The sequence below is a fragment of the Lysinibacillus sp. UBA6686 genome (assembly GCF_002455205.1).
GTDB lineage: Bacteria > Bacillota > Bacilli > Bacillales_A > Planococcaceae > Lysinibacillus > Lysinibacillus pakistanensis.
Genome location: NZ_DKJS01000085.1, coordinates 35,864 through 56,187, shown reverse-complemented (window position 1 = coordinate 56,187; position 20,324 = coordinate 35,864). Strand labels below are relative to the sequence as shown.

Here is a 20,324-nt window from a genome sequence, read left to right as displayed (position 1 = left end):
TAAAACTAATAAATAATGTTCATGCTGAAGTTTAATAGGCCGTTAATATACCTAGAAGTTGAATCATGATACAATGGGAAAGATGTTAGGAGGAACGAAGGATGTCAAAATATACTGATTATAATTTTCAGCCATTTTTGCAGGACGCAATAGCAAAACTGGGCTTTACAGAACCGACGCCAATTCAAAAGGAAATCATTCCGCTACTATTAAAAGGGAAAAGTGCTATTGGACAGGCACATACAGGAACAGGAAAAACACATAGCTTTTTAATTCCAATTGTGCAGCGTATTAATCCAGATAAACAAGAAGTACAAGCTGTGATTACTTCACCTACGCGTGAGCTTGCGCAGCAAATCTTTGATGCGTTAAACCAATTAATAGAAGGAACAGCAATTCAAGCAAAACTATTTATTGGGGGTACGGACAAACAACGCTCTATTGATAAGTTAAAAACGCAGCCACAAATTGTTGTTGGGACGCCTGGACGTATTCGTGACCTCGTTTCTGCGCAAGCGTTATTTGTGCATACGGCACCAATTTTAGTTGTCGATGAGGCTGATCTAGCCTTCGATATGGGCTTTATCGAGGAGATTGATGGCTTTGCTTCTCAAATGCCAGAAAATCTTGAAATGTTTGTATTCTCAGCAACTATACCAGAAAAACTTCAGCCTTTCTTAAAGAAATATATGGAGACACCTGTCCACATCCATATGAACGATAAGCGACCAGTGGCAGAGGGCATTGATTTTGTGCTTGTACCAGTTCGCTCGAAATCACGGAATAAGCGTTTATTAGATGTGATAGAAGGAATTAATCCATTTTTAGCTGTGATTTTTACAAATACGCGTAAAACGGCAGAGCAAGTTGCAGGTTATTTAAATGAAAATGGTATTCGCTGTGGTCAAATACATGGTGATTTAAGTCCCCGTGATCGTAAGAAGATGATGAAACAAATTCGTGATTTAGATTATCAATATATTGTTGCTACTGATTTGGCAGCTCGTGGTATTGATATTCAAGGGATTTCACATGTCATTAACTATGAAATTCCAGAAGACCTAGAATTCTTTATTCATCGTGTAGGACGTACTGCGCGTGCAGGAAATAAAGGAACAGCCATCACCTTGTTTGAGCCTTCAGATGAGGATGCATTAATTCGTGTAGAGAAAATGGGCATCCCATTTGTACAAAAAGACGTAAAAGATGGAGAATGGTCTGAATTAAAGGATCGTCATGCTCGAAAAAATCGTGTAAAGCATGAAAATGAAATCGATGCAAAGGCAAAATCTTTAGTTCGTAAGCCGAAAAAAGTAAAACCAGGCTACAAGCGTAATATGAAATGGGAAATGGAAAAAATAAAAAAACGTGAACGTCGCTTAAAAGCCCGTGGAAAAAAATAAGGAGGTATTCTCATGCTACTTGGATCACATGTTTCGATGAGTGGGAAGGAAATGCTACTAGGGTCAAGTAAAGAGGCCCTTTCATATGGGGCAAATACCTTTATGATCTATACGGGAGCACCTCAGAACACGCGTCGTAAAGCTATTGCAGATCTTAATATCATGAATGGTCTATTACACATGAAGGAGCATGGCATGACAAACATCGTTGTCCATGCACCTTATATCATTAATATTGCAAATACAGAAAAACCTGAAACATTTCAACTAGGTGTAGATTTCTTACAATCTGAAATTGAACGGACAGCTGCGTTGGAAGCCAACCAAATTGTTTTACATCCAGGTGCCCATGTTGGTGCTGGTGCTGACGCAGGTATAGCCAAAATTATTGAAGGCTTAAATGAAGTGCTATCACAGGAGTATCCTGTCCAAATTGCATTAGAAACGATGGCGGGTAAAGGAACGGAATGTGGTCGTTCTTTTGAAGAGCTTGCCAAGATTATCGATGGTGTGACAAATAATGAACGCCTTTCTATCTGTTTTGATACATGTCATACACATGATGCTGGCTACAATCTTGTAGAAGACTTTGATGGTGTATTAAATGAATTTGATAAAATTATCGGTGTTGACCGGATTAAAGTTCTTCATATCAATGACTCTAAAAATGTTCGAGGTGCAGGAAAAGACCGCCACGAAAATATTGGCTTTGGTCATATTGGCTTTGAGGCATTAAACTATGTAGTGCATCACCCGCAATTAAAGGAGATTCCTAAAATCCTAGAAACTCCATATGTTGCGTTAAATAGTGATGCTAAATCTAAATCAGCACCTTATAAGTATGAACTAGAGATGTTACGAAGTGGTGAATTTAAACCTGAGTTAATCACTACGCTAAAAGAAGGATAACAACACAAAATGCCCGAAATCAGTGAAATGAACACTGTTTTTCGGGCATTTTCAATTATTTCGTGAAAAGTGCGATAAGCTGACGAGAGCGCTTTCTACCTAAAACAGCCTCAACCTCAACAAGTATATCTTTAGGTATGCCTAAAAAAAGCCAAGAAAATGAGAATTGCTCCAAATGGGGCCGAAGTTTTTTTACTTCAGACGTTGTAATGTCAAATCCTTCAGCACGAGCGATGGCAACAATTTCCTTATCACTACTTTGTGCTAATTGCTGTAAAAATTGAATACTCAAAGCGAGTCCTCCTTCAAAATATAGTTTTATGAAAATCTTTATCTTCATTCAGCAGAAGAACATGATATGAGCACAAGACAAATAGGACAATTGTTCACAGAGTACAGGAAGCCACTTGTTTGAACTATAACAACATTTCCACCAGATCATAAAACATAGGATTCTTTTTTTCTTTACAAAAACCGGGCTTTCATTTATACTTACAATTTGTAAATCGTAATGATTTTGAATTAGAAAGAAGCGATCATGAATGAAAAAATCATTAATTAGTATTGAAAACGTGTCATTTCAATATGACTATACACAAGTCCTAAAAAATATCTCTTTTCGTGTAGAAGAGGGTGATTTTTTAGCACTACTCGGTCCAAATGGCTCTGGGAAATCTACATTATTAAAAATTATTTTAGGACTATTAAGACCTATGTCTGGAGAAATAAAGTTATTTGGTGAACGCAGCACTACTTTTAAGCACCGTGAATGGATAGGGTATGTTTCACAAAAATCTAATGCCTTCAACTCAGGTTTTCCAGCAACCGTCCAAGAGGTAGTAAAAAGTGGATTAACGAAACAATTAGGGCTATTTAAAAGACCAGGACGCGATGCAAAAGAAAAAGTTTTGAATGCCTTAAAAGCTGTTGGAATGGAAGCTTTTATGCATCGTAATATTGGCGATTTATCAGGTGGGCAGCAGCAGCGGGTCTTTATTGCACGAGCCTTAGTGAGTGAACCGAGGCTACTAATATTAGATGAACCAACTGTCGGCATTGATCATGAGAATGTGCAATCATTTTATGATATGCTGGCGAAATTAAATCGGGAACAGGGAATTACAATGATTCTTGTCACACACGATGTCGATACAGTATCAAACCGCATCAGTCATGTGGCATGTTTAAATCAAACGATTCACTTCCATGGTTATAAAAATGAGTTTGACAGCATTTCTCAGGATGCACTCGATGCTTGGTATGGTCATTCTGTCAGAAAGATTCATTAAGAAGGGGAAGGCACTATGATTGAAGCGATTTTACATTATGAATTTTTACAAAATGCCTTTTTCTCTGGGCTACTAATAGGCATATTGGCGCCGCTACTTGGTGTCTTTATTGTTGTACGTCGATTGTCTCTAATTGCAGATGCCTTATCACATGTGACACTCGCTGGTATAGCAGGAAGCCTATACATTAGTCAATCAGTGACAGCGCTAGCGATGCTTAATCCAATTTATTTAGGGATACTGGCCTCTGTGAGTGGCTCTATATTAATCGAACGACTAAGACGGCTATATAAGCACTACGAAGAGCTTGCGATTCCTATTATCATGTCTGGTGGTATTGGTATTAGTGCTATCTTTATTTCACTTGCAAGCGGCTTTAGTACAGATTTAATGAGCTATTTATTTGGCTCTGTATCGGCTGTGTCACGTCAGGATCTCTGGGTAGTTGTGGGCATTGCTGCAGTTGTTATCATTTTTTTATTTTTATTTTTTAAAGAGCTTTTTGTCCTATCTTTTGATGAGGAATATGCGAAAGCGAGCGGTTTACCTGCACGTTGGATTCACCTGTTGTTTATGATTGTGACAGCACTTGTGATTGCCGCAAGTATGCGCATCGTTGGAATATTACTTGTGTCATCGCTTATGACACTTCCTGTGGCTGCTGCCATGCGACTGGCTAAGGGCTTTAAACAAACAATTATTTATGCCATAGTATTTGGGGAAGCAGCTGTGCTAATAGGGCTAGTAAGTGCTTTTTATTTGGATTTAGCGCCAGGAGGTACGATTGTGGTCACTTCCATTCTTATTTTGTTACTTGTTATACTAGGGAAGAAAATAGCATTTAAAGTGGCTGCAAAACAAGGGGAGGTAGCGTCTTGAATAGTACAAGAGCGTGGGAAATTTTAAAAGAGAACGGCTATAAAAAAACGGACAAACGAGAGCTGATATTAGATATGTTTGCAGCAACTGATAAGTATCTAACGGCTCGTGATTTACTGGATGTTTTAAAAAAAGATTTTCCAGGTATGAGTTTCGATACCATTTATCGCAACCTAGCTACATTTGTGAAACTTGGCATACTGGAGGAAACAGAATTATCTGGAGAGCGTAATTTCCGTATGCATTGTGAGTCAGAGCATCATCACCATCATTTTATCTGTATGGATTGTGGAAATGTCAAAGAGTTAAATTTATGTCCTATGGAAATGCTTGGAGAAAAGCTGCCAAACTATGAAATAGAAAATCATAAATTCGAGATTTATGGTAAATGTCCGGATTGTAAACATGAAACAGTTTAAGATATAGAAAAAAGGATAGTGCGAAAGTACATCAATACTTTGCACTATCCTTTTTATTTGGTAATTAAGCTACTCTACGAATAGCATCAATTTGATTACAATCTATAGTTAAAGTTCCTGTTGTACCTGGCTCTAGGAAAACAGCACAGCAATTTTGAGGATCGAAGGAAATGAAAGTCACGCCTAAGAAGCTTTGACCTCCATTTAGAAAGATGTCTAGTGTAACTGGAGCTTCTAATCTTCTTAATTGTTGGCAGATACAGCCTCTACAGTTAGCACTCATTCTTGGTGTGCATTTTTCTTCTTTACAGGGACAAACTTTTTCTTCTTCACAACGACAACGTTTTGCTGCTGCCTCGTTACAACATTTTTTAAAACATTTATTGTGGTCAAAGTTCATATAAGTTCCATATCTTCTATCTTCCATTATAAAAACCTCCCTTCATCTATTATTGTAAAGGTAGTGCTTTACATTAATAATCTATGAAATCAAAATGAAAGAAGATTGGCAATATGTCCGATAGGCTATATAAAAGACTATAAATTTCTTAACGTTAGTTAGCATTATGAGATATCCCCAATGTAAATCACTAGATCATAAGAAATTTAAAAGCATCCTATTATTACTAAACATTTTTAGAAAGCGTCGCAAATTAGTTGAAGATTGAAGTGGTAGGGAGTAAAACTTGATTTCTAGGGAGACAAAAAGACGAAAGAATAAGCGATCTATTCCTTCGTCTTTTTACATTAAGTTGGAGATGAGAGAAAATAGATTATTGATGCTTTTGTTGGAAAGCTATCATGAAGTCACGTAATGCTTCACAAGCCTCTAATGGTACAGCGTTATAAGTTGAAGCACGACAACCACCTACAGAGCGGTGTCCGTTTAGTCCGATAAATCCTGCTGCCTTTGCTTCTGCTAGGAATTGTTTTTCAAGCTCCTCATCAGCGACACGGAAAGTAATGTTCATTAAAGAACGGCTTTCTGGTGTAGCATGCCCTTTATAGAAGCCATTGCTATTATCAATCGCATCATAAATAACTTTTGCCTTTACCTCATTGTGCTTCGCGATTTCTGCAACGCCACCCTTGGATTCTACCCATTTTAATACCTCACCTAACATATAAATACCAAAGGTTGGTGGTGTATTATATAAAGAATTACTATCAGCATGAGTTGTATATTTCAACATCGTTGGAATATTTTTATTTTCTTTTTCTAGTAAATCCTTACGAATGATGACAACCGTTACTCCAGATGGGCCAAGATTTTTTTGAGCTCCTGCATAAATAAGGCCAAATTTGCTGATATCGATTGGTTTTGAAAGAATATCACTAGACATATCTGCCACTAATGGGACATTGCCTGTTTCTGGGTATTCCTTCCATTGCGTACCATAAATTGTATTGTTTGAAGTAATATGCACATAGGCATCCTCTTCGTTGAAGTGAATATCTGCTAACGCTGGGATACTACGATATTGATTTTCTTTAGTACTTGCTGCTTCTACAGGTGTACCAAATAATTTGGCTTCCTTGAAGGCTTTTTCAGCCCATGAGCCTGACAAAACATAGCTTGCCGTTTGATCTGCTTGAAGGAAGTTCATGGGTACCATTGTGAACTGCAGGCTGGCACCTCCTTGAAGAAACAGAACTTCATAGTTTTCTGGGATAGCATAAAGCTTTTTTAATAAAGCAATTGCTTCATTATGTACTTCATCAAAAATTGCACTGCGGTGACTCATCTCCATAATGGACATACCTGAATCACGGAAGTTTACTAATTGCTGTTGAGCTCTTTCTAGTACTTCTAGCGGTAGTGCAGATGGACCTGCGTTAAAATTGTATGCGCGTTGTGTCAAAGTGGTACACTCCTTATTGTTTTATAAAGTGAGTTTTGTTCATTCAACAGGAGTCGATTCTCTCCTCGTGAATAGTAGATAATTTCCATCAGGCTTTTACAGTTTGTTTATGCATGTATTCTAAAATGATGAACTAACCGTAAAAGCAGGATAAAAGAACTTTACTGGATTATAACTCAATTTTCAATAGAAAAAATAAAATTCTCAATATTTAAGCAAAATAGTGTCACTCTCGCTACAAAATGTACACAATTAAGTAAATTAATAATGAGCATTAAGTGATAAATACGAACAAACGCATGGATGAATAGGCGTTAATCGAAATTATATTCGTAATTTATTAATCATTACAATCATTTTAATATTGAACGTTCGTGTTTATGTGGTGGGAGGGTGTAATACCTAGCTCCTGTCTTCCCTTTTATTTTCAGGGGCTAAATAAGACCACTTATATTCATTTTAGTACCACTTGTATAGCAAAAAGAAAATGCAATAAATTACAATGCTACAGTATAAACAGAGAAGGGAATGTGGCAAAAAATGAATGGGGATAAAAATAGTCTACTATTCATATATTTTGAGAGGTGTATGAAGAAAAGCATACTTAACCTTTTGTAGAAAAAGCTTTCATGCATGCTATGAAAAAACAAAATTTTAGGAGGTAGTAGGATGAATAAAAAAGCATGGCTAATTGTTAGTTGTTGCTTAGCAATTTTAATATCTAGTTATTCCATTGTTCAGTATTTTTTTATGGATGCTCATCAAGCAGGGTTTGTAAAACTAAAGCTAATGTTAAATTCCACAATAAGTTCACTATGGTACATAATGCTTTATATACATATTATATTTAGTGTTTTAGCATTAGTTATCGGTCCCTTTACGCTATTCTCAAAATTTAGAGAAAAGAATATTAAGCTTCATCGCACAATGGGAAGAATTTATATGATGGGTATTTTATTTGGGGGTACTTCGGGCCTTTATTTGGCATTTCATGCAACTGGAGGAGTAATGTCTCAGTTGGGTTTTGGCCTTTTATCGATTTGTTGGCTAATCACAGCTTCGCAGGCACTGGCTAACATTAAACATAAAAAAATTGATACTCATGAAAAGTGGATGATTAGAAATTATTCCTTAACCTTTGCAGCCGTCACATTAAGAATCTGGCTAGCTATTTTTACGGGATTATTCGGGTTTCACCATTTTGAAATAAGTTATACAGTTATCGCTTGGCTCTGTTGGGTGCCTAATTTAATCATAGCGGAGTGGCTTATTAAACGGAAACATAAAAAGAGGGACTCTAAGTTACTATATGGAACATAAAATTTTGTAGTGGCGAACATATTATTTTAGCCATCAAAAACATGTTGCCTTATTCAGCTCCAAAAAACAAGGCTGAATGCAGATAAACAACACAACTTTCGGTATAATGATGTTGACTATGATTCAAAGGGGTGTTCAAATGTTTACAGTAGAAGAAGCATGTTTAGTGGTTGTCGATGTACAAGGGAAGTTAGCAACTATCGTGGATGAAAGCGAAGTCACAATTCAAAATGTCTCTAAACTGGCTCAGGCTATGCAAGTACTGGGAGTACCTGTATTATGGCTAGAGCAGAATCCAAGCCGTTTAGGTGGTACCGCATTAGAAATTGCCCAACATATTCAAGGGCAGCCTATAGCCAAAATGGCATTTAGTGCATGTCAAGAGGAAGAATTTATGACGGCCTTAAAAGCTACTGGTCGTTCACAATTTATTGTGACAGGAATCGAAACGCATATTTGTGTCTATCAAACAGCCCGACAGTTGAAAGAGCAAGGCTTTGAAGTGGAAGTTGTCGCAGATGCGGTATCTTCTCGAACAAAGGAAAATAAAGAGCTAGGGCTAGAGAAAATGAAGGCACTAGGCATTTTACCAACGAGTACGGAGATGATTTTATACGAGCTTCTGCAAAGAGCAGATCATGAGCATTTTAAAACAATATTACAGCTTGTCAAGTAAACGATAAAATACGGATTTTCAATGATGTTTGAAGGGTCTAATGTACTTAATCAAACATCTTTTTTGTCTTTCAAACAACAAAAAAAGCGAAGCCGCAAGTGCATGCGACTTTGCTTTTTTATGCAGGCATTTTAGTAGGTGTTGGTTTAGCATAACCTTCTTTATATGTGTCATCTATTGCTTGACGAATTTCCTTTAGACTCATGCCATCCTTATGCATTTTAGCAGATTGTACAGCAATTTCGAGACATACCAAGCAGCGAGTACCGTGATCATCCCAAACGATAGCTCCATCCTTACGCTTCTCCTGGATAAAGCAGTTTAAATTACTTTTATGCCCTGCAGATTCACCACATCCACAATAGCATGGTATCCATTCTAAAACCTCTGTGGCTTGTCCAGCAACTTGATATACTAAGCGAATATTTTCAGATTGATTGTCTAAAAAGGAAGGGAGAACGTCAGCAGACGCTGTTTCTTCCTGAATATCTCCAGTGTCATGGGCTTGTCCTTCATGTGAAGCTTCATTGTGCCCAGAGTCCTGATTTGATTCAACAGTCTTTTTTTCATCACCGCAAGCACTTAACACTAATAACGACATAACAAAAAGAAAGATGAGTTTTTTCAATAGAACGCCTCCTAGATGTTTACACTACTGTCATTATAGCATCGCTGGTCGAAACATTTATAGGAAGAGTAGGGAGATTTAATGAAATATATCTAAGCCACGTGTTTTGTTCATGAAATGTTCCATTTTCTCACTCAATAATTTTTTTAAGAAAAAGCCAAATAAAATAAAGACTAACCAGAAGCAAGATAAAAAGGCTAAATCTACCCAGACCTTTGTCCAAATTATACCTCCAACTGCTTCTCGCATCATTTCTATTGCGTAGGTAAAGGGAAGAAATGGGTTCATTAATTGAAAAAATTTTGGTAATAATTCAACTGGATATGTGCCTCCAGAGCCAGCAATTTGCAATACCAGCATGACAATGGCTAATGCTTTTCCTACATTTCCGAACACCGATACGAGTGTATAGACAACTGTCACAAACACGAAGCTAATAAAAAGACCAAAAGGTATAAAGTAATATGGAGAACTAATGGATCCATCCAAAAGAACAATATCACCAATTGTTATAATCAATGTTTGGATAAAAGAAAACGTAGCAAATGTTAACAGTCGACCAAAATAGATGGCACGTATACTGTATTGTGTATGATGATGAATATCCACAGCTAATAGTGAAATTAACAATAAACAGCCGACCCATATAGACAATACGGTATAAAAAGGAGTCATAGCAGTTCCATAATTTTCGATTGGAAACAATCTATGTTCCTCAAGCTTAATAGGTTCTTCAAAGAATTCCCGTTCAGCATTAACATCATTTTTTAGCAATTGAACAATTTCGGATATGTCTGCTTCATTTTCTAATGAACGTAGCTTCTTAGCAAGATCTCTAATTTTGGTACTAAGAGTAGGAAAATTGGATTGTACTTTAGAAATGGTATTATTGGCAGTTTCTAATGTTTTTCTAGCATTTTTTAAGCGATTTGTTGCTTCTGGTATGGAATTTTTTACATTTGTTAGCATGGTAGATGCATTTGTTAGCGTATTTTTAGCAGATGATAAGGTTGTATGAATTTGTGGTTCAAGATCCTCGTTATAATGTGTAACGAATTGCTGTAGGTGGTTAGCAGCAGTTTGTGCCATGGATTGAAGATTAGCGATATCCTTTTTTATGGTTTCTTCATTTAAGACATTAAGCTTTTGTACGTTTGTATGGACATCTAAGAGCAAGGTATTGAGCTGTTGTAAGGATGTTAATGTGTTTAATGAATAGTCAGTTAAACTCGGATTTGTTTGTAAATTTCCTTGTATAGCCTCAAGTTTTGTGATGAGCTCCTTATTGACATCTTTATTTTCCTGTAGATCCGTAATTATAGTTTCAAGTGAGCTTTCAAGTTGCTTGCGTGAAGATGCATCAGCTTGTGTTAAATTTTGGAGTGCTTCGAGTGTCTGGATGCTATTATTGACCTTTTTTCGTGAATCCTCTAGTTGCTTTTGTATCGTTGCCTTTGTTTGTGCAATCTTCGATGTATCCACAACAGCATTTTGTAGCTTCTCTAATAGCCCTGAAAAATGTTGGGCAATTTGTTGAACAGTTTCCAACTCCTTTTTAATGGCTGGAGATAGCTGATTAAACAGCGTCTCTGCTTCGTTCATTAATGTTAAACCATGCTGTATAGTTGTAAGACCATCATTAGTTAATGCCGCAACCTTTGGCACCTCTTTAATGGTACCATCTAATAGTGACTCAGCTTCCTTCCCACCTGTAGCCGTTTGTGCTAAAAATGTTTCAATATCAGGTAGATGCTGCTCGATGGTAAATAGATAATGTTCAAATTTTCTAAAGTCAGGAATTTCTCGTTCCATCTCAACGCCAATTGTATTAAAAATAGAGAAAAGTGTTCCATTGACGGTTGAAACAAATTCGTTAGATACTTGTTGAGTCAGCACACCAGCTCCCTTACTAGTGATTTTTGGTGCAATAGGATTGATTTTTTCATTCACATAATAATCGATACGTGCTTTTGTAGGTTGGTTGGATAGGATAGAGGTGAGTTTTTGAGAAAAATCATTTGGAACTATAATCACCGCAAAATAATCGCCATTTTGTAATTGATCAATGGCCTGTTCATGGGATGAAAATATCCAAGAAAAATTTTTATTTGTTTTTAAATTGTTGACTACCTCGTTCCCAACATTGACATTTTCTCCTCTAACGGTAGTTCCAGTGTCTTCATTAACTACAGCGATTTTCATATTAGCTGTGTGGGCGTACGGGTCCATAGAGGCATAGATATTAAGCCATGCATATAGAGAGGGTAAAAAGATGAGCCCACCAATAATGACAGCTACTACCCAGTTTGTTAAAATATTATGGATATCTCTTTTATAAATTTGCAGGCTATGTTGAATAGTATGCTTCATAGTAACCACTCCACATTCATATTGAGCGAGCTCTTTAATATGTATGTTCCCAAATTTGAGCCAAATTATGTTTGAATTGTGGAAAAACTTATTATTAAAGGCAAATTAGTTTACTAGGATTTCAAAATACTTTATAATCAAGTCGCGAATACACTAAATTTAGGGTATTTTTAGTGTCTAAAAGGAGGAACACATGAAAAAATTACTGATTATTGGTTCCATTATTGTTGTACTATTTGCAGCAATTATTGTGCTAACAAATATGTCAAACAAAAGTAAGCTAGCAAATGCTAAGGATTTGTATGGTGACAAAGAACTGAAACAAGAGACAATCGATCAATTAGATGATAAAAACTACCAAAATATTATGCTGCCTGATGAATTAGAGAAAAAAATCAAAGCTGGAGAAGATGTAAATGCCTATTTCTTCAGTCCAATATGTATGCATTGTAAAGCATTTACACCTGTATTAATGCCAATTGCTGATGAGTTAGGTGTTGATATTGCTCAACTGAATCTTTATGAGTATGACGATTTAGGGAGTAAGTACAATATCGAAGCGACTCCAACGTTTATCCGCTTCGAGGGTGGTAAAGAGGTTAATCGCTTTGTAGGTGCATTACCTGAGGAAGATTTACGAGCATTCTTAAAGACAGAGGTATTAAAAAAATAACATGAATGATGAGACTGTTTCGAAAGTTAAATTTTGAGCAGTCTTTTTTTTAATGTAGTTAGTGTATACTAAATATACTGAAAAGTTGTACATTGGAGGAAGTTAGAATGACGATGGATGATTATTTTTATAATGGAGAGCTGATGAAATGCTATGAAGCTGCTAAGCAAGTGGCAGATGAAGCGGAAAAGGCGTTAGCTGAAAAATATATAAAATTATTAGAAGAGTATGATTTTGCTAGCTACCCTAAGCCTACGCTAGCAGTTGAAATTCAGCATGTGGAGCGTGCAGATGAAAGCTACCCTGAATCAGATGTTGTCGTAGAAATTCGTGCAATAAAGGATGAGGCTGAATTTTCTAGGCGTATCCAAGAGCTAGAGAATATAGCGAGAATCGGTACGACCTATGAAAAAGCACAATCATTTTTTACGCAAGGAGAATTATTTTTGTTTGCGCACCATTACAATGAGAGTGTGCATTGTTTTAAACAAGCTGTTAAGGAAAATCCAAATAAGGCCTTATATTGGGGAATTGCAGGACAAACGATGCACCGCTTTGGCTGGATGCCCTTTGATGCACTTGGTTATTTAGAGCAAGCAATTTATTTAGATCCCCATAATGCACGCTGGAAGTGGAATAAAGCGCTTGTCTTGATTCAATTAGCGAAGGATTTACAGCTGGCACCGTTTATGGCAAATGCCGCAATTACCTTAGAGGAGGCCCTTGCCGCTTGTGGAGAGCATCAGCGATCATTGCGGGAAGCTATTCAAAATACGATGGATAATATGGATAGCTATGTATTTTCATAGCAAGGGAAAGATGTCTCGAAAATCGAGGCATTTTTTTGTGACCATCATTCAAGCTTAATCAGGCAATAATCTGTATTTTTAACTTCTTTCAGCAATGTTTTTTGTATCGAAAGCGTAGCGGGGATGTTAGCCTAAAATCATCGCATCCATGCGATAACGGCTAACTGACACAAAACCGATTCCTGACGCAATTATGCTGAGGCATAATTGATTAATCAAATGGAAAATCGAAACCTCTGTTATTAGGAGTATTTTATAGTATAATTATTCCAATATTTCTATATGAAATGTTGAAAAGAAACCTAAGCAAAGGGGGGAAGAAACAATGGGGAAATTCAATGATGATTTTTCATTTGTAAAAAGGGGGAGTCAATTTCTTGTATTAACTGTGATTTTCTTAAGTGTCATTGCTTTAGGTGGGGACCAATTATATGGCATCTTCGGTAAGAACAACTATGTCACAATTCATTTAATGATGGAAATCCTTATTATTGTGGTAACCATGGCGATTTCGATTCAGGCCTGGTTAGTTTCACCCTATGTTTTATCGAAACGAGTTCTCTATGCTGGCGCTTTATTTTTAACCATTAGCTTAATAGAAATAGCCCATACCCTATCCTATAAAGGAATGCCTTTCTTCATTACAGAGAGTACACCATATGCTGCCACATGGTTCTATATGCTAGGGCGATTGCTTTTATCGGTTGGTGGTCTTGTGCTTCTTTTTATGAAAGACAAGGAAGTTAAAATTACCTTTCGATGGCAAATTTATACGCTGCCGTTTTTAATAATTATAGCTTGTTTTGCTATTATTTATGCCCCTACACCTATCTTGCCATCACTAATCATTGAAGGAGAAGGGCCTACAGCGTTAAAAAATACTTTGCAATATTTAGCGGTCCTGTTACACATCGTCATTATTATTGTTTTACTAAAAAAATTTAAAAGAGCACCAAAAATTATTTTTCTTTCGGTGGGCAGTGCGATTTATTTAATCATGAGTGATTATCTTTTTACAATATATCGTGATGTTTATGACATCAAAAATTTTATTGGTCATATTTTCCAGTTAAGCTCCTTCTACCTTTTATTTAGAGCAATTTATTTTTCATCTATTGAAAAGCCTTTTCAACAACTAATGGATACACAAGCTCATCTAGAAAAATCTCGTGAACAAATGCATTTTATGGCCTATCACAATGAAGTAACGACCCTACCAAATGATCGTTTTTTAATGGAGACATTAAAAAGAAATTTATACATAACTGCATCCCAAAAAGCAATTATTGCCATTGGTATCGAAAGGATTTCAGCCATTAAAGCATCTTTAGGTAATACATATGCAGACCAGATGATCGATCTGATTGCACAACGGCTAAAAAACGTGATACCAGAGAAATATGATCTTTGTATGCTGCGAGAGGATTATTTTGTGATTTTTATTGATGAAGTGGTTCATACCCATCAGTTAACCCAGCTAAGTCAGCAGCTTCAATTGGTCATGGAAGAGTCATTTCAAGTACAACATTTTTCCCTCAATAGTCAACTCAATATTGGAATTTCTTTATTTCCTACCGATTCAAATAGGGAGGAAGAACTTCTTAGATTTGCACTCTATGCGATGCATAAAGCACATAAGATTCCATCACGTATACGATTTTATGAATCCACTATGTCTAGTGAAATGACAGAGCGTCTTGTATTAGAAAATGATTTACATGATGCATTAGACAACCAGGAGCTTTATTTGGAATATCAGCCTCAAATCAATTTACAATCAGGTGAAATAAAATCAGTAGAAGCTTTAATCAGATGGCAGCATCCAAAAAAGGGATGGATTTCGCCAGGGGTTTTCATTCCAATTGCAGAGGAATCTGGTCTGATTATCCCTATCGGACAATGGGTGTTAGAAACAGCCTGTAGACAAGTGAAACAATGGGAAGCAGCCGGCCTACCTCCAATGAAGGTGGCTGTCAATTTATCATTAGGTCAACTTTTTCAGCAAAATCTAGTGGAAATGATACAACAAGTACTTGACAAGACACAGTTGGATGCACAATTTTTACAGCTAGAAATTACAGAAAGCATGACGATCAACAGCAATCATATGACGACAATATTACTTCAACTAAAGGGACTTGGTGTGACCATTGCCGTAGATGATTTTGGGACAGGCTATTCATCCCTATCTTATCTGAAGGATTTTCCGATAGATTGTTTAAAGATAGATCGTTCTTTTGTGCAAAAGATCCATGCAGATTCTACAGATAAGGCATTAGTAGACATGATTCTTTCAATGGCCAAGCATCTACAGTTAAAGGTAGTTGCAGAGGGAATAGAGGAGATAGATCAGCTAAGCTATTTAGTGAATAGTAAGTGTGATGCTGTACAGGGCTTTTTATTCAGTAAGCCTATACAGCCTGAAATATTGCAGGAATCCTACAAATCACTTCACAATCATGTGAAGCGTATATTAGATTCAATTTCAGTTCTGGAAAAATAATAGTAATGGAGCTTTTCAATAAGTCTTCCGCCAAATAACGAATGCCATATCATAGCTGTTAAAGTTATGGACTCCACAGTCACACATATCGTGTCATTGTGGAATTTCTTAGCCGTCCTGCCATTGAATCTGGCGTTTCAGTGTTATACCAACAACCGTCATTTCAGGCATAGGGATTACCCGTTTCTTTATATTCTACAATCATGGTATGATAGAGGTGATTTGATTTGTAGATATAAAGGACGGTTTTTATGGCACAAGAAGAGGCAAATAAGTTTATTGAAAATGTGTGTAATCATTTAGTGCGCAATATGGATATTTCAAAGGTAGAGCAACACTTTAAAGAAACAATTGCAATGCAGCGTGAATCGACACAGTCTCAATTTGATTTTTGGGATAGATTGATGGTGAATATGCTATATTTTACTGAAAATGAGCAGGTTTGGGAAAAAGAACTCTTAAAAATGCTTGTAAATAAACAATGGTTAAAGCCAGCGGAGCTTGAGGAAGAATTATTGATGCATCAGCTACGTATCCGTCAACAGGTCGCTGAGCAAATTGATGAAGCGAAAAAATTGTTTCATAAGCAATATGAGAAAGAAGGGTTAGTAGAGGAGGATATCATTTACGATTATGCTTATAGTTCTGCTGGTCATTCTATGCGTATGGATTTAATAACGGTATTGGTGACGACCGCAGAGCAATCAAAACTCCTATTTAATGCTGATCCACAAGAAACCATCCGCATTATGAATGGTTATATAGCATACCATACAGATCAATTAATAAATCGAACAAAATTGAAATAAGTTTTTCTTAGAAGCTACCTAATATGTTAGGTAGTTTTTATAATGTTTGAGCTGTATGATGGTCAGAAGAAAGAATACAGCAGGGGAATTAATAAAAGAACCAGAGGCACAATTGAAGCGTACTCAAATATCAAAATTTTAAACGGTTACTGAAATCTGAGCAATAAATAAGTTATGCAGGAAATGAATATGGTAAGATAATAATGATTCCATTTGAAAGGATTTTGTTCATGAATACACCATTTACCTTTAAACATACACAACCTACTACTATGGATCCTCATAAAAAATATCCAGCGATTTTTTTACTGCATGGAATGGGCAGTCATGAAGATGATTTACCACAATTAGTGCAGGATTTTAAAGAACAATGCCATATTTTTAGTCTACGTGGACCTATTACCCAAAAGCCTGGCTATGCTTTTTTCACTATCCAAGAGGTTGGTAAACCAGACCGTGAAATCTTTGATAAAGTTTTAGTAGCGTTACAACGATTTGTGTTAGAGGCTATTGATGAATATCAAATTGATCCGCATAAAGTATTCGTGCTGGGCTTTAGTCAAGGAGCAGTTTTGGCACAATCACTTGCCTTTGTAATGGGTAATTTAATTACTGGGGTAGTAGCATTAAGTGGCTATACACCAAAGTTTGTCACAGAAGAATATGCAATTCGCCCAATTAATCATCTACGGGCTTTTATTTCTCATGGTGATTATGATTATGTTATTCCGCCACAATGGGGTACAGAAAGTAAAGAAACTTTTGAGCAGTTTGGAGCAACTGTAACATTTAAACAGTATGCAGATGGACATGGTGTTACACCAGAAAACTTACGAGACCTTACTGCCTTTTTAGCGCAGGAGTTACAAGAAAATTATCAATAATGAAAGTCGAGACATGTGTTGTCTCGGCTTTCATATTGTTTAAAAATTTATTTTGGATAAGCTCCGATCTTTATCTGTCACAGCAGCTACCGCTTCATGAATTGTTGTTTCGAAATGATTGCTTTGTAAGGAGGATACACCTTGAATAGTAGTTCCACCTGGTGAGCAGACCTGATCCACAAGTGCCCATGGATGCTCCTGTGATTGTAAAATCATTTTAGCACTACCGAGCACTGCATTTGCAGCTATATCCAGTGCCATATCTTTTGGCATACCTTCGCGTACAGCAGCACGTGCTAAAGCGTCGATATACATATAAGTAAATGCTGGTGAAGCCCCACCTATTGTTGTAAAAATAGAAAATAAACGTTCTGGCACCTCCATAATTGTGCCAACTGTTTCAAACAAGGAAATAACGAGTTGAAGCTGTGCAGTTGATACTTGCTCACTTGCTGTATAGCAGCTTGTGGATGCGCCGATAAGGGCATTGATATTTGGCATTACACGAATAATCGGGGTATCTTTAGATAAATAATCTTGTAGATATGTAATATTTTTGCCTGCAGCAATGGAAACAATGACGTGATTGTCATGTAAATATTTTTTTAACTCTGGTAAAACATCTGGCAGCATTTGAGGCTTAACACCAAGAATAATAATGTAACAATTTGACATTATTGCTGCGATAGAGTCTGTAGCTTGAATACCGTAAGAGGTTGCTAATTTTGTTGTTTTGGATTTCGTCCGATTATATCCGTAGATCAGGGTAGAATCGAAATCCCCGCTTTTGCACATACCTTTAATAATAGCTGTCGCCATATTACCAAGGCCGATAAATCCATATTTCACGTGGTAGACACTCCTTTATATAGTCCAAACATACACATTAGTATAAAATAGATTGTTTTTCTTGAATAGCAATATGCAAAGAATCAAGGCAATAAGGTTCAAATTCACGACAGTCGGTGGTATCATAGAAGATGTTGTGAATGGAACTGCTTCTTTATACTTACGATAAAGAAATCATGTACTTTATGTGAACATAGAGACAGACTCTAGCTTAAAGAGGTAAAATAATAATTTGATATGTATGCAAAATTTGTCGTTTTCTATTGAAGATAGCTTGTAGAAATTATGAGAGAAAAGGAATTAAGATGAATGGAACAAAATCTAAAAACGGAGCATCAACAACAATCTCGCTCTACTATTTTAGCGCAAACAGTTAAAACAGGGATTATTAAATCCAATTTAATTCCTATGTGGGCTGGTTTAACACTTGGGATGTACAAAAATAAAATGACTTTTATCGAGAATATTCCTGAAATTATTTTTGCCACTATAGGTTCTGCACTTGTTATAGGAGCCGCAGGGGCATTTAATAATGTCTATGATCGGGACATTGATGCTATTATGCCTCGTACGCAAAGTCGTCCTACAGTTACAGGCGAAATGTCCACGAAATCTACTCTGACTTTGGCATTTATTATGCTTATTTTGGGTGTGGTTGTACTATATCTTGCATCACCACTAGCTGCAGCATTTGGTTTCCTTGGAGTATTTTTGTATGTAGTGCCGTATACAATGTGGACAAAGCGCCGCACTATCTATAATACAGAAATTGGAAGTATAGGAGGGGCAATTCCACCTGTCATAGGTTGGGCAGCAGTCTCTTCCGACATTACACATCCAGCGATACTTGGTCTATTTTTTGTTATGGTTATATGGCAGATGCCTCATTTTTATGCTATTGCTATTCGTAAGCATGCTGACTACGAGGCGGCTAAAGTTCCAATGCTTCCGGTTGTAAAAGGAATGCGCCGAACGTATTATCAAACGAACTTTTATTTACTATTACTAATTTTATCAAGTTTTCTATTCGGCTCTTTAAGTATCGGCATTATGCTTGTGGCGCTATTGCTTAGTATCGCATGGCTTGTAATGAGTATTTACGGCTACCATAGTAACAAGGATCAAATTAAATGGGCGACAAAAATGTTTGTCTTCTCACTATTCCATATGACTATTTTGTTTTCAACAGTGATTGTGTACTCTTTAGTAGGTGTTATTTTTAAATTGTATTAATATCATCCGATTACAACAAAAGCCAACAAGTTATTCATCACTTGTTGGCTTTTTCTTATCTACTGATATGATTTGGCGACTAGGCCATTCCAACGCATGTAATTGTCCGCCAAAGACAGCTCCACCGTCAATGCCAATTATATGATTTTCTCCAAAATAGACATTGTAATTAGTAGGGTTTTGATGAAGTCTATACGTAGGTGTATGGCCAAAGATGACCGTTTTATCTCCCTGATAGCCTGTATGAAATTCCTCTCGTATCCATAACAATTGCATAGGGTCAGTTTCAGCCAAAGCTACTCCAGGAACGACGCCACCATGTACAAAGATAGCATCTTCTAACTCAATATAAATTTCAAGCGTTTCGATAAGCTGTAAATGTTCTTCAAGCTTCGGTAATGTCTGAATAAAAGTTGGTAAGGTGTTATTACGAATGGCTTCTTCAAAATCAGCTACCTGATAACCATAGCTTGCCAGCGTAGCATCTCCGCCACAGAGCCCTACCCAATGATTCCAAGGCTTTAGATGACCAGAGCGACAGGCTTTTAGCATAATTGCCTCATGGTTTCCTAATAGAACCCGTGCACCCATAGCTCGCAATTCGCTTACTAGGTTTAAAACACCGCTTGAGGCAGGTCCTCGATCGATATAATCACCTAGTAGAAAAAGCTGATCCTGTGCAGCATCATAATTTGCTGCCATTAATAGTTCCTCAAAAAGTTCTAATTCCCCGTGTATATCACTAATAGCTAGTATTCTATTCATATAAGTGCATCCTTTCCAGTTAAGTACAGTTACTATTTAGTATA

The 20,324-nt window shown here is 36.7% G+C and carries 20 protein-coding genes; 13 read left to right on the top strand and 7 right to left on the bottom strand.

Annotation, left to right across the window (positions count from 1 at the left end; genetic code table 11):
- Nucleotides 1-101: 101 nt before the first annotated feature.
- Both B2R82_RS23160 and B2R82_RS23155 read left to right on the top strand, forming a co-directional pair.
- Nucleotides 102-1,403, top strand: a complete 1,302-nt coding sequence (locus B2R82_RS23160; protein ID WP_283868718.1) for a DEAD/DEAH box helicase — start codon at nt 102-104, stop codon at nt 1,401-1,403.
- 12 nt (nt 1,404-1,415) lie between these two features.
- Nucleotides 1,416-2,312 carry a deoxyribonuclease IV gene (locus B2R82_RS23155; RefSeq protein WP_286927311.1) on the top strand — a complete coding sequence of 299 codons (897 nt, stop codon included), beginning with the start codon at nt 1,416-1,418 and terminating at the stop codon, nt 2,310-2,312.
- Nucleotides 2,313-2,367: 55 nt separating this feature from the next.
- Here the strand turns inward: B2R82_RS23155 and B2R82_RS23150 are convergent, their stop codons facing one another.
- On the bottom strand, nt 2,368-2,604 hold the full coding sequence (locus B2R82_RS23150; protein ID WP_283868716.1) for a Nif11 family protein: 237 nt from the start codon (nt 2,602-2,604) through the stop codon (nt 2,368-2,370).
- 250 nt (nt 2,605-2,854) lie between these two features.
- On the opposite strand from B2R82_RS23150, the gene B2R82_RS23145 reads away from it, so the two are divergent.
- From B2R82_RS23145 to B2R82_RS23135, 3 genes are read left to right on the top strand one after another with little or no spacing between them, the layout of a single operon-like run.
- Nucleotides 2,855-3,601 carry a metal ABC transporter ATP-binding protein gene (locus B2R82_RS23145; RefSeq protein WP_286927310.1) on the top strand — a complete coding sequence of 249 codons (747 nt, stop codon included), beginning with the start codon at nt 2,855-2,857 and terminating at the stop codon, nt 3,599-3,601.
- Nucleotides 3,602-3,616: 15 nt separating this feature from the next.
- On the top strand, nt 3,617-4,480 hold the full coding sequence (locus tag B2R82_RS23140; protein WP_286927309.1) for a metal ABC transporter permease: 864 nt from the start codon (nt 3,617-3,619) through the stop codon (nt 4,478-4,480).
- On the top strand, nt 4,477-4,899 hold the full coding sequence (locus B2R82_RS23135; protein ID WP_286927308.1) for a Fur family transcriptional regulator: 423 nt from the start codon (nt 4,477-4,479) through the stop codon (nt 4,897-4,899). Before B2R82_RS23140 ends, B2R82_RS23135 begins: the two co-directional genes overlap by 4 nt.
- 64 nt (nt 4,900-4,963) lie before the next feature.
- On the opposite strand, the gene B2R82_RS23130 is transcribed toward B2R82_RS23135, so the two are convergent.
- A complete protein-coding gene (locus B2R82_RS23130; protein ID WP_286927307.1) occupies nt 4,964-5,326 on the bottom strand; it encodes a hypothetical protein in 363 nt (120 codons plus the stop codon).
- Between the two features lie 346 nt (nt 5,327-5,672).
- On the bottom strand, nt 5,673-6,761 hold the full coding sequence (serC, locus tag B2R82_RS23125) for a 3-phosphoserine/phosphohydroxythreonine transaminase (RefSeq protein ID WP_286927306.1): 1,089 nt from the start codon (nt 6,759-6,761) through the stop codon (nt 5,673-5,675).
- 669 nt (nt 6,762-7,430) lie between these two features.
- Here serC and B2R82_RS23120 point away from each other — a divergent pair.
- Both B2R82_RS23120 and B2R82_RS23115 read left to right on the top strand, forming a co-directional pair.
- Entirely contained in the window at nt 7,431-8,081 is a 651-nt protein-coding gene (locus B2R82_RS23120) for a DUF2306 domain-containing protein (protein ID WP_286927305.1), read from the top strand.
- Nucleotides 8,082-8,220: 139 nt separating this feature from the next.
- Nucleotides 8,221-8,757 (top strand): hydrolase, encoded by a 537-nt coding sequence (locus tag B2R82_RS23115; RefSeq protein ID WP_286927304.1) that lies wholly within the window; start codon nt 8,221-8,223, stop codon nt 8,755-8,757.
- 118 nt (nt 8,758-8,875) lie between these two features.
- On the opposite strand, the gene B2R82_RS23110 is transcribed toward B2R82_RS23115, so the two are convergent.
- Entirely contained in the window at nt 8,876-9,385 is a 510-nt protein-coding gene (locus B2R82_RS23110) for a PCYCGC motif-containing (lipo)protein (protein ID WP_286927303.1), read from the bottom strand.
- A 78-nt stretch (nt 9,386-9,463) separates the two neighbouring features.
- Complete coding sequence (locus tag B2R82_RS23105) at nt 9,464-11,755, bottom strand: YhgE/Pip domain-containing protein (protein WP_286927302.1); 2,292 nt, start codon at nt 11,753-11,755, stop codon at nt 9,464-9,466.
- 193 nt (nt 11,756-11,948) lie between these two features.
- Here B2R82_RS23105 and B2R82_RS23100 point away from each other — a divergent pair, with 193 nt between their 5' ends.
- From B2R82_RS23100 to B2R82_RS23080, 5 genes are all read left to right on the top strand, one after another.
- A complete protein-coding gene (locus tag B2R82_RS23100) occupies nt 11,949-12,428 on the top strand; it encodes a thioredoxin family protein (RefSeq protein WP_286927301.1) in 480 nt (159 codons plus the stop codon).
- Nucleotides 12,429-12,535: 107 nt separating this feature from the next.
- A complete protein-coding gene (locus tag B2R82_RS23095) occupies nt 12,536-13,237 on the top strand; it encodes an O-linked GlcNAc transferase (protein WP_286927300.1) in 702 nt (233 codons plus the stop codon).
- 325 nt (nt 13,238-13,562) lie between these two features.
- Nucleotides 13,563-15,740, top strand: coding sequence for a bifunctional diguanylate cyclase/phosphodiesterase (locus tag B2R82_RS23090; RefSeq protein WP_286927299.1), 2,178 nt, complete (start codon nt 13,563-13,565; stop codon nt 15,738-15,740).
- Nucleotides 15,741-15,991: 251 nt separating this feature from the next.
- The gene (locus B2R82_RS23085) at nt 15,992-16,549 is read left to right on the top strand and encodes a hypothetical protein (protein ID WP_286927298.1); all 558 of its coding nucleotides are present in this window, start codon (nt 15,992-15,994) and stop codon (nt 16,547-16,549) included.
- Between the two features lie 230 nt (nt 16,550-16,779).
- Nucleotides 16,780-17,433, top strand: a complete 654-nt coding sequence (locus tag B2R82_RS23080) for an alpha/beta hydrolase (RefSeq protein ID WP_283868703.1) — start codon at nt 16,780-16,782, stop codon at nt 17,431-17,433.
- A 39-nt stretch (nt 17,434-17,472) separates the two neighbouring features.
- On the opposite strand, the gene proC is transcribed toward B2R82_RS23080, so the two are convergent.
- Complete coding sequence (gene proC, locus B2R82_RS23075; protein ID WP_286927297.1) at nt 17,473-18,282, bottom strand: pyrroline-5-carboxylate reductase; 810 nt, start codon at nt 18,280-18,282, stop codon at nt 17,473-17,475.
- A gap of 309 nt (nt 18,283-18,591) precedes the next feature.
- Here proC and cyoE point away from each other — a divergent pair, with 309 nt between their 5' ends.
- Nucleotides 18,592-19,515 carry a heme o synthase gene (cyoE, locus tag B2R82_RS23070; protein ID WP_286927296.1) on the top strand — a complete coding sequence of 308 codons (924 nt, stop codon included), beginning with the start codon at nt 18,592-18,594 and terminating at the stop codon, nt 19,513-19,515.
- A gap of 30 nt (nt 19,516-19,545) precedes the next feature.
- Here the strand turns inward: cyoE and B2R82_RS23065 are convergent, their stop codons facing one another.
- Nucleotides 19,546-20,280, bottom strand: a complete 735-nt coding sequence (locus tag B2R82_RS23065; protein WP_286927295.1) for a metallophosphoesterase — start codon at nt 20,278-20,280, stop codon at nt 19,546-19,548.
- Nucleotides 20,281-20,324 lie beyond the last annotated feature (44 nt).